The 12,884-nt window shown below is 46.4% G+C and carries 12 protein-coding genes and 1 pseudogene; all 13 read right to left on the bottom strand.

Annotated features, from left to right (window positions below):
- Positions 1-164 precede the first annotated feature (164 nt).
- The 13 genes and pseudogenes from DXA15_RS22925 to DXA15_RS22870 all read right to left on the bottom strand — a co-directional run bounded on the left by DXA15_RS22925 (position 165) and on the right by DXA15_RS22870 (position 12,553).
- Positions 165-452, bottom strand: a complete 288-nt coding sequence (locus DXA15_RS22925; RefSeq protein ID WP_128135569.1) for an HU family DNA-binding protein — start codon at positions 450-452, stop codon at positions 165-167.
- 39 nt (positions 453-491) lie between these two features.
- Positions 492-1,220 carry a tyrosine-protein phosphatase gene (locus DXA15_RS22920; protein ID WP_128135568.1) on the bottom strand — a complete coding sequence of 243 codons (729 nt, stop codon included), beginning with the start codon at positions 1,218-1,220 and terminating at the stop codon, positions 492-494.
- A gap of 15 nt (positions 1,221-1,235) precedes the next feature.
- Positions 1,236-3,595, bottom strand: a pseudogene (locus tag DXA15_RS22915) (GumC family protein).
- An 11-nt stretch (positions 3,596-3,606) separates the two neighbouring features.
- The gene (locus tag DXA15_RS22910) at positions 3,607-4,389 is read right to left on the bottom strand and encodes a polysaccharide biosynthesis/export family protein (RefSeq protein ID WP_007657036.1); all 783 of its coding nucleotides are present in this window, start codon (positions 4,387-4,389) and stop codon (positions 3,607-3,609) included.
- 14 nt (positions 4,390-4,403) lie between these two features.
- A complete protein-coding gene (locus DXA15_RS22905; protein WP_010802992.1) occupies positions 4,404-5,606 on the bottom strand; it encodes a carboxypeptidase-like regulatory domain-containing protein in 1,203 nt (400 codons plus the stop codon).
- A 480-nt stretch (positions 5,607-6,086) separates the two neighbouring features.
- A complete protein-coding gene (locus DXA15_RS27305; RefSeq protein ID WP_233567562.1) occupies positions 6,087-6,617 on the bottom strand; it encodes a hypothetical protein in 531 nt (176 codons plus the stop codon).
- Positions 6,545-7,297 carry a hypothetical protein gene (locus tag DXA15_RS27300; protein ID WP_233567561.1) on the bottom strand — a complete coding sequence of 251 codons (753 nt, stop codon included), beginning with the start codon at positions 7,295-7,297 and terminating at the stop codon, positions 6,545-6,547. Before DXA15_RS27300 ends, DXA15_RS27305 begins: the two co-directional genes overlap by 73 nt.
- The gene (locus tag DXA15_RS22895; RefSeq protein ID WP_233567563.1) at positions 7,294-7,956 is read right to left on the bottom strand and encodes a YjbH domain-containing protein; all 663 of its coding nucleotides are present in this window, start codon (positions 7,954-7,956) and stop codon (positions 7,294-7,296) included. Before DXA15_RS22895 ends, DXA15_RS27300 begins: the two co-directional genes overlap by 4 nt.
- Before the next feature lie 99 nt (positions 7,957-8,055).
- Positions 8,056-9,504, bottom strand: a complete 1,449-nt coding sequence (locus tag DXA15_RS22890; protein ID WP_128135567.1) for a DNA primase — start codon at positions 9,502-9,504, stop codon at positions 8,056-8,058.
- Positions 9,491-10,891, bottom strand: a complete 1,401-nt coding sequence (locus DXA15_RS22885; protein WP_128135566.1) for a DnaB-like helicase C-terminal domain-containing protein — start codon at positions 10,889-10,891, stop codon at positions 9,491-9,493. Before DXA15_RS22885 ends, DXA15_RS22890 begins: the two co-directional genes overlap by 14 nt.
- Positions 10,892-10,898: 7 nt before the next feature.
- On the bottom strand, positions 10,899-11,426 hold the full coding sequence (locus tag DXA15_RS22880) for a MarR family transcriptional regulator (RefSeq protein WP_128135565.1): 528 nt from the start codon (positions 11,424-11,426) through the stop codon (positions 10,899-10,901).
- Positions 11,427-11,763: 337 nt separating this feature from the next.
- Positions 11,764-12,153 (bottom strand): hypothetical protein, encoded by a 390-nt coding sequence (locus tag DXA15_RS22875; RefSeq protein ID WP_128135564.1) that lies wholly within the window; start codon positions 12,151-12,153, stop codon positions 11,764-11,766.
- Positions 12,154-12,328: 175 nt separating this feature from the next.
- Positions 12,329-12,553, bottom strand: coding sequence for a DUF4248 domain-containing protein (locus DXA15_RS22870; protein WP_128135563.1), 225 nt, complete (start codon positions 12,551-12,553; stop codon positions 12,329-12,331).
- Positions 12,554-12,884: the final 331 nt, after the last annotated feature.

Raw genomic sequence — 12,884 nt, 5'->3', positions numbered from 1 at the left:
TATATTTGCACAAATAAATGAACTAAATAAAACGATCGTTTTTTTAGTCATTGCTTTATAACCTTATGAATATTTCATAAAAAACTCTGTATTTCCCAGTATTATTTTTAGCTGAAACCGGGAAATACAGAGTTAAATATTGAACACGAATAAAACCTATACCGCTATTCTTCCTGATTATTCAGTTTACGGACCAAATCGTCTGCTGTCCGGAATTTTATTGTTGTTCTCGGAGCAAGCATAATTGGTTCCATTGTTTGCGGATTACGAACAGGGCGGGACTTCTGGAGCACGGGAGAAAAAACACCAAGCCCTCCTATCCTTACCTTGTTCTCTGATTTTACTTCATTAAATACAGTATCGATAAATGTATTCAATACCTTTCGTACAGCACTTTGCGTGTACCCTGTCTGTTCTGCAATGGAGTATATCAACTCTCTTTTGTTCATCATATCTCTTACGATTTTTAATTGTTTGTTATGTTTGATCTGTTATTTCAAAAGCATTTCATTGTTATCTAATAATTTGCGTACCAACCGGACCTGTTCCCCAGACAAGCGTAAAGTCCTCAACCCTTTCTCATACTCACTTAGTTTATGAAAATCGGTACCGACATAATCATAATATCCTTCACAGAGTAAATACTCCGCTACCTGCCGGACCTGTTTACCCTGTAAGCCGGCTAAGGAAAACAGGTTCAGTTGAAATCTATACCCTTTACTTTTCAAATAAGAATAGTCCTCCTGTTCCATATACCCATATTGCTCCGGATGAGCGATAACAGGCATATACCCATCCAATGCCAGGTCAAACAGGATTGTCAGAAATTTGTCGTGAGCCGACAAACAGGAAGTCTCAACCAAGACCTGCCTGCCGGGAAGTGTAAATAACATTCCCTTCATATATGCCTCAAAACCATCGTCCAGCATATACTCGGCAGCCAGGTGTAACTCTATTTCCGGAGGACAACATTCCTTCAAAATAGCATACTTTGCACACAGGAGTTCCGGTGTATTATTAGGAAACTCCGCCATAATATGGGGAGTCAGAAATATCCGTTTCACACCGGCTTCCTTCATTCTCTCTAATGCAGCGATCGAGTCCATCAACGACTCCGATCCACCGTCCACATTAGGAAGCAGATGCGCATGCACATCTGTCATTCCTTCAAGCAATGTGGTACGGATTATGTTTTTCTTTGAGCTAAACCAGGTCAGCATATTGGAAAATAGTTTTTATTTTTTCTTTTCGTTCCCGTAGCCATAACCATAGCCGTAACCGTATCCATAGCCATAACCGTAACCATAACCCGAACGATTATAGCGGACACCATTCAGCACCAGACTCATATTCCTGAATTTATCCTGTCTGTATAACTTTTCCAGCTCCGGTAACTGCCGGCGGTCCATCAACCCGGCACGCAGGATATAAATGGTCAGGTCGGCTACACGGTTTACAATCGCTGCATCGGCAACCAAGCCGGCAGGCACATTATCCAGAATGATATAATCATACAGTTTCTTCAACTCTTCGATCAAAACTTCCAAACGGTCGCTCAATAAAAGCTCGGAAGGATTGGGAGGCACAGGGCCGGTATGGATAATATCCAGGTTTGTGGCAAGTTCCTCTTTTTTTATGATAGAGTTGATGTCATCCACTTTTCCAGATAAATAGTTTGTTATTCCCATGTTAGTGGAACCACTAACATGGCCGCTAAGGGTACCCTTACGAATATCGAGATCGACCAGTATCACTTTTTTTCGAGTCAGGGCAAAACTCATAGCCAGATTCATCGATACAAATGTCTTTCCGGCATTCGGATTGAAAGAAGTAAACATCACCACTTTCATATCCTTCGCTTTCACACGCATGAAATCCATATTCGTACGGACAATACGGAACGCCTCCGAAATACTGTCGCGCCCATTTTCACGCACGACTATTTCATCTTTATTCTTCTTGTCGCGCAAAGGAATCTCTCCCAGGAACGGGATCGATACGGCATCTTCCACATCCTTACGTGTACGCACAGTCGTATTCATGACCATCTGCAACCAGATGATACCTGCCGGAATAGCTAATCCCAGCACTACTGCTGCCAATAAGATCATCATCGATTTCGGTGCCACCGGACTCCGGCTTCCCTGCGCCGCATCGATCACACGGGCATTACTTTCGGTAATCGCCTGCGACAAAGCATTCTCTTCCCGCTTATTCAGCAAATAGAGATACAGCTCCTCCTTGATCTTCTGCTGACGTTCGACAGACAACACATATTTCTGTTGTGTCGGCACAGCCGAAATACGGCGGCTGGTCTGGGCTTCCCGCTCTCTGATATTCTTTATCTTGATATTCAGACCGACAATCAGGTTATCGATAGCCCGGATAATCGTCTGCTTCATCGCACTAAGCGAATTATTCAGGTCCATCACCACCGGGTTCTTATTACTACTATTACCAATCAGTTTGTCACGTTTCAGCAACAGGTTGTTGTACTCACTGATCTGTCCTTCGATGTTCACATCCGCAATACCGGTATTGGCCGGTATCAGGTCAGCACTTTTATGAGGGTCCGTCAGGTAATCGCGTATATATTTCGCCAAAGTCACCTGATTCTCCAGTCCAAGTCCTTCTTTACTATACTGGCTGCTCTCCTGAAGGTACATTCCCGTTTCCGAACTGATGTCCGTCAGCTGGTTTTCCCGTTTATACGTTTCGATATCGGCATCCACACTGCCCAACTCCTCTTCAATAATGATCAAACGGTCATTAATAAAGTTGGAGGTGTTCACCGTTACCTGGTTCTTATCGTTTATCGCGTCTTCGTTGTACACGGCAATCAACATATTCAGAACATCTTCGGCACGCGGTATGGATACGTCCTGCAACGTCAGGTTGATGATCGTCGCCGTCTTACTGGCCAGCGCCACCTGAAGGGAATTGCTGTATGCCAAAGCGATCTCCTCCCTGTTCCGCTTACTTATAGTTACCGCCTTCCCGAAATATTTATCCGCATAATACAACGTAGGGGTCACCACCAGTTACCTACCGGAGTGGAGACTGTATCGTTCAACGCCACTTTCAAACTCTTAGCCTCATCTGTCGAGAAACCGGACAGCAAAACCTCTCCGGCCGACAAAGGTGTCGCCACCAATGAAAAAGATTGCGAAGCCTCCGCTTCCGGGAACCGTACGGCTATCGGCGATTGCGTATACAACTCTTCCGTCCGCAACCCGTCCTTTATCGTATAGCTGATATCCAGGTTCAACCGTTCAGCCACTACCGACATCAGACGCTTCGACTTGAAGACCAACACTTCATTGTCCACATTACTTTTTACATTGAACATATTCAGCTCTTCGAAAGCTGCCGACTCACTAAGCCCTCCACCCTTGCTATTGTCTTTTATCAGTACCGATGCCGTACGTGTGTAGACTTTAGGAGCCCATTTCAGATACAGAACAGCTACTCCGGCACAAACCAGGACAGACAAAACGAACCAATACCAGTTGGCCAACACAATATGGAAAAGGTCACTCAGGTTCAGTTCGTTTTCTTCTCTTCGCAAGTTGATTGTTTCTTGTTCAGAATTCATTTGTAATCCGATTATTTAAAGATTAATACCGCAATCGTAGTCAGCAAGGAGATAACAGAAACCCAGACTCCAATCGAATTATTCTGGTTAATGCTGCTCTGACCCGATTTCGCTTTATTCGGTTCCACATAGACAATATCGTTCTGTTGCAGGTAGTAACAAGGAGAATTAAAAATATCCGCCGAACGCAAGTCATGGAACAGAATTGTACGTTTTCCGTTATTTTCGCGAATCACCCCTACCCGGTCACGACGTCCGTAAATAGTCAAGTCACCTGCCATACTCAAAGCCTCCAACAATGTGATACGGTCGCCGGAGATAGTAAAGCTACCCGGACGTCCGACTTCACCCATCACGGAAATTTTGAAGTTCAGGAACTGTACCGTCACAATCGGATCCTTAATCAAATCGCCTTCGATCAGCTTGTTTTTGATCAGTTCGGTCAACTGCATACGAGTCAAGCCTTCCACATGGATTTCTCCCAAGATGGGAAAGTCGATGTTTCCGTTCGTATCCACCAGATACCCTAAAACACGTTGCTGTCCGCCAGTGTTAGAACCCAACTGATAACTTACCATCGGCATATTGAAAGGCAATGCCAGTTCCGGGTCGCGACTGTTCACCATAATAGCCAGCAAGTCGTCACCATGGATAATCACCTCATACTTTTGTTCGATCTCCTGTTGTTTCAACGGAACGACATCCTGCAAATAGATAATTTTTTTAGTCGATGTGCAGGCGGTAAAAAATACCGCCATACACACGACCAGATAGGCCACATACTTCTTAAACATAGTTACTTACAATATTAATTATGCTCAGGCTTCATGTTTCCCTGCTCTTTCTCGATGTTCTGCGATACCGCTCCATACTGTTCGACAACAATGCTTTCCACGCCACGGTTAGTCTTAACACGAATCGTATATCTTATTACCGCCTGCTTATAAGTGACAGTCATCTTCATGTCGCCACTTACCGCCATACTCTTTGACATTGCGATTTCGGAAACACCTTCACTAGCCAAAACATTCCTTAAAGCAGCCATCAGCATTGCTTCAACATCACCCGTCACTCCTTTACTTTTAGATACGACTTTCCAACCTTCTTTCGCCTTAACGGAAAAGTCTTTCGATACAGCCGTTGTTTTTCCAAGGTTGTCCACTTCTTCAGACAAGAGGGTTTCACTATTCGGTTCGGCCGACAAATCTGTAACCACTCTCAACTCGTGTACAGAAAAGCCATCCAACTGCAGGACATAAGATTTATCCGAATCATCATAAATAACTTCTGCATTATCCGTTCCGTTCACATAATGTTTCACTTCCGTGAAATAAACATCATTATCGGCTTCCAGCGCCTTTACCCTTATTTCCAATGGCTTTTCAAACTTGACACCGTCCGGTTGGCAATCAAAGCTAGATAACGCCAATGCAGAAGATGTTGTTTGCGGAGTAGAAGTCGACACCGCCTTATCGGCCACCTCTTTCAGCTTTTTATCAGCAGCCGGAACAAATGACGTGATTGCTATATCCGTTTCTTTTTCCACTGCGCCGGCAGGAACAAACGCTTCGGTATTTTGCGTAACAACCAGCAAAGCGTCTTTCTCAGGAGTTACTTTGACTGATTCAGCCTGCTTAGTCAGTATCTGCGAGTAAAATACGGTGGTACCTTTTTCTGCTTTGCTATCTACTGTCACTTCATTTTTAATCGTGATGTATCCGTCTTTGGCAAAGCTCAGTTCAAAAGAACCTTTCTTATCCACCTCGATTTGGTAAGCACCTGAAGCATCCGTTTTTGCCGACACCTTTCCGGCAGATACGGAAACATCCGCCAACGCATTCGTTCCGTCCGTTACCTTACCGGTTATAAAATAGGCTTCTTTTTCCAATGGGTTTTCTACTACTTCGGGAACCGGTTCCACTTCATCTTTTTTACATGAGTTGAAGGACAATCCCCCCACCATCAACGTTGCAGCCAACAGGCTCAACGACCAGAAATTAGTTGTTTTCATACTAAAAATGGATTAATTAATATTTATTATTTGTTGATAATATGTTTATGAAAAGCAGTTATTTCAATTCTTTTCAGGTTTGAGCTATCTGATTATTGACCGGTTGTACCTGGCTCCCCTCTCGAGAGGGGGAAGGGGGTGTGTCATAATGCCACCTATACCACCATCACAATCAAAGTCACTTAGCCATTACAGGTTTATTTGCCGTCTGCTTCAGCTGACGGTTTACAAGTTGTTTCTCTCTTTTGGCTTCAGCCACATGTCTCTTTGAAATAGAACCAGAAGAAATGGGACTAAAGTCCAGACATATAGAGCATTTAACAATCCGTCAGCTAAAGCAGACGGCAAATAAACCTGTGACAAGGCTTGTCTTATTGGCTGGCTATAACACACCCCCTACCCCCTCTCGAGAGGGGAGCCAGTTACAATCAGTCGCTATAACAAGACATACAAAACATTCACATCTTTCTATACAGGAAATTATTTCGTAACAATTCTCAGAATCTCCTTCTTCACAAAATCCGGGGCATCATATCCCCGGCTGCCGTTTTCGTCGGGGCGGACTTCGTAGCTGTAACCTAATAACTCATCGCCATACGAGCCGCCATGACGGGCCCTGTATTCATGGGCGAAATATTCAGGTAACCGGAAACGGACGGCTCTGCGTTTCCCCCGCTTCGTTCCCGGAATCGGGAGAGCAAAATGAAAACCACCATTCATCTCACCATCGGTAAACAAGCCATATACTCCGACCGTCACCTCGCCAAAATGACGACGGCAATCTAACCGGGCTCCCATATCGCCATACACCAACCGCACGGCCGCCAGGTCTATCTGCAAACCATAATGCGGCTCGTTATACCGTCCCCAAACGGAACCCGACACCCTTCTCCAGGTTGACACCACCCATTCCCCGCCATAGCAGGTGCTCGACCCGGTCAGTCCGACATTCGCACCCACCAACCACCGTCCCCGGGCCGGTTGGTAACGGAGGCCGGCATCCACTCCCATCCGGTTGCCCGTGAAGTTTCCGGCCGTAAGCGTCCCGACACACCACCCGGCAGACGAAATTCCTGCCGCAGCGTAATCACTCCCGGACGTATATATTTGCGGAAATCAGTCATATTCGTATAAACCGGCAACACGACCTGTCCCGTCAGCACCGCCCCTTTCCAGAGGTCCATCTGGATAGCCGGAGAGATATTGACCGCTACCCCATATAATTTATCGAGCCAAGAATTCTGTAAGAACAGCTCCGGATACAACACCACATCTATCCGTCCCGCCATCTTATTTCTGCGTTCTTTCCCCTTCAGGCGCCGCATCGCCTCATCCGTATCGTAACTCACCTCCAGTGCCACCGTCTGCCGGGGCAGTGTCAATAACAAACGCGGTATACGGTCGTCCAACACCACCAGCTCATACGCTGCCGCCTGTTCCGTCTCCGGCAGGCTACGCAAGGCTTCAATCACAGCCGCCAGTCCGCGATACGTACCCCGGTATATATTATCTTCAAAGGCTATCGTACAGACCGAATCGGTCTGTGCCACCCGTATCTCTTCCATGCCGAGCGAAAGCAAAGTTTGTTCAGCCGCTTCAGCCACCGATCTTCCCGCCGGTTGTTGCCCCATCAGTACGGCAACCATTCCCCAGGCCATCAGGCAAACCATTCCCAAACACCTTCTTCTCATTGCCGGCCTCCCTTCTTTTTGAGCAATACCAATTCATACCGTATCCCGCCCGATACCGCTTTCAAGTCGTAACAAAACAGATGTACCGTAAAATGATTGAAAAGACGCACGCTACCGCCCATATTCACAGCACTGCCGTCGTACTCCGCCATCAACGAAATCGGACGGAAGAAGGCCGGCGAATAACTCATTCCTCCAAAGACTCCGTCACGAACAGCATGCTTACGGAACGGGATATTCCATCCGAATGTAAACGCCAGGTCATGGCCGCCAGACTGAAAATGCTTCGTCGCTACCCCATACACCGACGAAAAATAACGGTTACCAGTAACTTCACTGAACGTATTCAGTTGCCCGGTCGTCAAAGCGTCATTGCTCCCCACGACCACCGACGGCCAATACTTTCCCTCTTTCAACGGACGTATCCGCAACGACACCGAACGGTCCTGATTCCATTTACCCGTTTTAAGCTTCATCAACGTACAGCGATAACCGACCTCCAGGCAAGGCAGAAATGTCACATTCAGGAAATAATTCCCGGAATTATAATCCCAGTAATCAGGAAGCATCTGTTCCGGCAAATAGTTCGCCCCCACCATAAACGTCCCGTCTACCTGCATATCTGCCGTCGGAATATTCAATAATCCCGTCACCCCCATCGAATGTTGAGCGTATAAGGATGAGCCGCCCAGCAAAAAGCCCGCAGCCAAAACAAATAAAACCCTAATTTTCAATTTTTAATTTTTAATTTTCAATTATCAAACCGCCCCCGGCCTATCCAGCCACACCGAAACATGGCGCAGTTGTTCCCGGCGTTCCGCCAGCTTTATAACCAGTTCGTACTGCAACTCTTCATGGTCTTCCTGTACTACCTGACGGACCAGCCGGGAGATCAGCCGGAGCAAACGAGCTTCGCTGTACAAGAATAGCAGATAAGGCAGATATACATCGGACGATAACAGTTCCAGATCAGTCTGTAATTGAGTATCATATTCCCGATGCAGTTCAGCAACAACACATTGAAGCGGGGCCGACAACCCGTCCTCCGTTCCAGCCTCCTGCAAATGTTCGAAAATACGCTGATGATCCGCATCCTCAAACCAGAGATCATCCGTCTCCAGGGCCGAAGCCACCAGGTCGATAAACAGGTACTCCTCCCCTCTCAAACGAAAAGTAGCCTCCGGATACAACAGGCAAACCGTCAGCAAGGCACACTCCGACGAATGCGGCCTGTTCTGCAACCGCCCGATCATCCGCGCAAACTCTTCCCTGCCTAACCGACGGAATAAAGAATCCGGATCTCCCTCGCCAGGAATCAACGCCGAATCGGCATCCATCCCCGCTTCCCGCAAGCGCAACACCGCTTTCTTCGAAGCCGCCTGCCCCGCCTCGTCACCGTCGAGCAACAGACAGGCACGGTTGGTATATTTCTTCAGCAAAGCAATATGGCTGTCAGTCAAAGCCGTCCCGCACAAAGCCACCGTATTGACAAACCCGGCAGCATGCATCGCAATCGCATCTTTATATCCTTCGGTAATAAACACATAATCTTCTTTCCGTATCACCGCCACCGCACGGTTGAGTCCGTACAAGGTAGCCCCTTTGTCATACCCGTCGGCTGCCGACGAGTTGATATATTTCGGAACCGAAGTATCTTCGTCACACAACCTACGTGCTCCCATCCCGACCAGTTTTCCATACTCGTCGCGCACCGGAAAAATAATCCGGTTGCGCATCACCTTCCATTCGGCAGGCACCTGCACAGGCGACATGCCCACTTCAAAATCCAAATAAGCCGCCGAAAGCTCCGAACACCCGCAGGCATAAGGCAACAACAGTTTCATAAAAGCCGCAAAATCCTTTGCAGGTTGTTTCGCCTGTCGTTTGATAGCCATCCGCCCTGTACCGGGCATCACGAAATCCGGCTTACCCTCAGCAAATCTGCCTGCCGCCAGTTTCCTGACCGCGTCACTCAACGTACAATGTTCCATCTTCCTGACAAACTCGAATACATCCCCATGTTCCCCGCAGGCAAAACAGGAATAAGTCTGTTTTTCGGGATTCACCATCAACGACGGATGGTGGTCCGGATGAAACGGACACAGTCCGACATAATTCTTCCCCTTAGGCTCCAGATGCTGATAACCGCCGATCACCTCCTCGATACGAACAGATGATTTTATTTGTTGAAAATCATTCTTCTTCATAACGCATCCTGTTGTCATAGTTAGTAATACGGGTAAATGACTTATTGTAACGGAAACGGGCAATCCCGGTCGATCCGTTTCGTGTTTTCAGTATATATAATTTTCCTACGCCCCGCAGGCTCTCCCCTGTCGTCTCGTCCTTGAAAATACCGTAACGTTCGGGACGGTGAACAAAAAAGACACAATCCGCCACCTGTTCGATCACACCCGAATCACGCAGATCATGCAATTCAGGGACATACGCCTTTTCGATACGTTGTACACTATTACGGTTCATCTGCGACAAGACCAGCACCGGACAATTGGTATCGACCGCCACCTGTTTCGCTCCTTCTATATTACGGCCCACCAACTGGTCCATCGTCTCCCCGGCACGCCCTTTGCGTTCCATCAGGTGCAGATAATCGATCACTACCAGGTCACACTGCCCCTTCTTCTTCTGTAACATCACCTGGGCACGAATATTCTCTATGCTATTGCCCGGCGTATGGTCGAAAAAGAGCGGCAGGTCTTCAAACTTTCCCGCCAGCCGTTCCATACGTTCCAGTTCAGCCGTCGTCAGTCCCTCGATACGTAAATGATCAGCATCCACACTAGCATAACCGGCAAAAAGACGGTTCATCGTCTGCATAGCTGTCATCTCCAGGCTGAAGAAACAGACCGCTTTTCCCGAAAGTGCGACATTCATGGCAATATGCATGGCGACAGCCGTTTTTCCGTCGCTCGGACGTCCGCCTTCCACCAACAGTTCACCGTTGTAAAGTCCGCCCGTCACGTAATCGAACTCTTCGATCCCCGACAGGATACGCATTCTGTCATTCCCCGTACTCAACCGTTCACGATGCATCTGAAGCACCTCATTGGCCGTACACCCGATACGTTCGAGCGGTTTGCCCACCGTGCATCTCTCACGCAGTTCGAGCAACGACCGCTCCGCCTCTTCTATCAACAGTGTGTAAGAAGACTCGAACCCGGCCGCCTTTGCGCCCAGCGTCACAAAAAGAGTGTTCAACAGGCGGAGCATATACTGTCTTTTCACCTCTTCCACATAATAAGGCAAACCTGAAATATGGCGTATGCATCCTACCAGCGAAGCCATTCGTTTGATGCCGCCCCACTCCTTCCAACGCTTCTCGTCGGTCTTACGCATTTCGGTATCGACCGTGATCATATCCACCGTTTCCCCCTTGTCGTAAAGATTGCTGACTGCCTGATAGATAAATGCCAGGTCCGGACGGCTGAACATCTCCGGTTTCAAGACGGGAAAGGTGCCCACTATCGCTCCGGCATCGAGCAGCAAGGCGCTGATAACGGCTTCTTCCACCTGTTCCACACTGATATTGTTTTCTCCTGCGAATATTTTATTTTCGATTTTGTCTGTTGTCATGGCCGATTCAGTTAACGTTTTTATTTGGATATTGCTTGCTTCTTCCCCCTATCTTGGCCTCAGCCTCCGACAGGCGTGCAGCGGCATCTTCCGCCTGTTTCGCATCGTTTGTCCGACTGATTTTACCTGTGTCACGCAACTTGTATTCCTTCTCCGAAGCAAAACAGAATTTATCGTATCCGTTTACGCGGATGACAGAGCCGCCCGGTACCCGGACTATCTCGACCAGTTCTCTTTTCTCCAGTTTTTCAAGCAAGCGGCTGATCGAGCCGAAAGGTATTCCCGACAATCGCGACAGCTCACGATACGTGCCTACATACTCCCCTCTGTAACTCATCACCTGGTTATTTCCCAATTTCACCACCCTGTCATCGAAGTTGCATGAAATAAACAAAACCAAATGCAACCCGGCTAACATTTTTTCTTCTTTCTCCAAACTCAATACCCTAGCATATAAGACTCTGGGTACTTTTACGAATGAATGCCCCATATATTCGAGCGCCACCCGTTCATGTTCTTTGTTTTCTTGTCTCATGTGTATTACTTTAACGTGTAACATCTGAAACGCAATTTGAAACACTTTTAAAACGCTACTCATCCGGTTAACAAAAAGATTTGAGCTTTTTCGAAACGCTTTTGAGACGCATTACCCTATTTTCTATATATATTAAAGAACTTCTTAAAAGAACATATAAAAAATAAACATTGATTTTCAACTTGCATTACGAAGACAAAAGTAGACGGTTCGGAAACGGATGGCAACCCGCTTTTTTCCGCATTTTATTTCTTTAGAAGGCTTTCTGACAACAGGTTATAAAATTAAAATACGTATTTTTGTGTAAATACAGTTTGTTAAACTAGTATAATCTATACTACGAATGACTCAAATGTGAACTGAGGTATTCTTTCGTACAACTCATTTCAAAAATGGTGAGCAGGGCGGCGGCCAATCTTCCGTAAGATATATCTCCCAGCAAACCGGCTTCTCTCATTTCGAGAAACAGTTCTATCACTTTCGTCTTTCCCTTTTCATCCAATGGAATTTTTTCAAAAGCCTCGACCAGATTCGTGTATCCAAGTTGAAGCAAGATCAATTCTTTATTGTTTTCGAAAAACTGCATTCGCAGACTATCCCAACGACTCGTGCTTTTCGTGTCATTGCATGCCAGGACAGGGATGAGCATTAATACCAGACCGATTTTATTATCGTTCTTTTCGATTACTTCCTCCAGGTACGTATACGCAAGGTTTCTACCGGTCAAAGCACCGATTCTTTTTTTACGATCTTGATCAGATCGATATGTTTTTTGATAAATAAATTCATATGACAATTGTATTATGCTGTCAGAAAGCCTCTTTTAATTGCCTATTTCCTAACTATATAATCGCATACGGATAACTATGTAATCCGCCACGCATAACTATCTGTTTCCTCACTTATGGTTCGCCCAGAAAACGGACGATAACCTGCACCTGTATGGGTGTCAGGGTCTTTTTCCCCTTCTTCCATCCGCATCGTTCCAGTTCATTTACCAACGAAGGGTTGACCTGTACCCATTTACTTAATCTTTTACTAGACGATTCAGGCGTAAGTCCCTGTCCATACAACAATGCCAACTCCTGCCAACCGTACGATCTGATCTTGAATTTTCCTTCTTCCATATTTCCTCTTCCGTTGTTTTACACGCCCTGAAGTTACAAAATTAAAACGACATAATCGCCATGATTCTCAATTATTTCAAGAGATTCAATCATATTCACCTGCATCCCTTAATACAGACATTGAGCATTGCGAATAGATCAATTATTGTCAGAAGTGAACTATTTGTGCCTCTTTAATGGGGCAAAGCCCCATGCCGCAGGCTCTCTTTTGCCGTCAGTTTCAACTCAATGTCATCAATTTAAGGTTCATAGTGCTCTTTTGTAATTAGTTAGAGTATAGTTTTTACAATTGGGCCTTCCTTTCCTTGCTCGTGGAAACTTTCTTCCCGGT

Source organism: Parabacteroides sp. AM58-2XD (assembly GCF_003463685.1).
Lineage (GTDB): Bacteria > Bacteroidota > Bacteroidia > Bacteroidales > Tannerellaceae > Parabacteroides > Parabacteroides segnis.
The sequence above is the reverse complement of the archived record's forward strand: the minus strand, read 5'-3'. Positions and strand labels throughout refer to the sequence as shown.

What these genes read in the sequence shown, in the direction of transcription:
- DXA15_RS22885 (WP_128135566.1), bottom strand. Translation starts at nt 10,891, where the DNA reads ATGACAACAGACAAAATCGAAAATAAAATATTCGCAGGAGAAAACAAT.
- DXA15_RS22870 (WP_128135563.1), bottom strand. Translation starts at nt 12,553, where the DNA reads ATGGAAGAAGGAAAATTCAAGATCAGATCGTACGGTTGGCAGGAGTTG.
- DXA15_RS27300 (WP_233567561.1), bottom strand. Translation starts at nt 7,297, where the DNA reads ATGAGAAGAAGGTGTTTGGGAATGGTTTGCCTGATGGCCTGGGGAATG.
- DXA15_RS22920 (WP_128135568.1), bottom strand. Translation starts at nt 1,220, where the DNA reads ATGCTGACCTGGTTTAGCTCAAAGAAAAACATAATCCGTACCACATTG.
- DXA15_RS22880 (WP_128135565.1), bottom strand. Translation starts at nt 11,426, where the DNA reads ATGAGACAAGAAAACAAAGAACATGAACGGGTGGCGCTCGAATATATG.
- DXA15_RS27305 (WP_233567562.1), bottom strand. Translation starts at nt 6,617, where the DNA reads ATGGGAGTGGATGCCGGCCTCCGTTACCAACCGGCCCGGGGACGGTGG.
- DXA15_RS22895 (WP_233567563.1), bottom strand. Translation starts at nt 7,956, where the DNA reads ATGGGGGTGACGGGATTATTGAATATTCCGACGGCAGATATGCAGGTA.
- DXA15_RS22905 (WP_010802992.1), bottom strand. Translation starts at nt 5,606, where the DNA reads ATGAAAACAACTAATTTCTGGTCGTTGAGCCTGTTGGCTGCAACGTTG.
- DXA15_RS22925 (WP_128135569.1), bottom strand. Translation starts at nt 452, where the DNA reads ATGATGAACAAAAGAGAGTTGATATACTCCATTGCAGAACAGACAGGG.
- DXA15_RS22890 (WP_128135567.1), bottom strand. Translation starts at nt 9,504, where the DNA reads ATGAAGAAGAATGATTTTCAACAAATAAAATCATCTGTTCGTATCGAG.
- DXA15_RS22910 (WP_007657036.1), bottom strand. Translation starts at nt 4,389, where the DNA reads ATGTTTAAGAAGTATGTGGCCTATCTGGTCGTGTGTATGGCGGTATTT.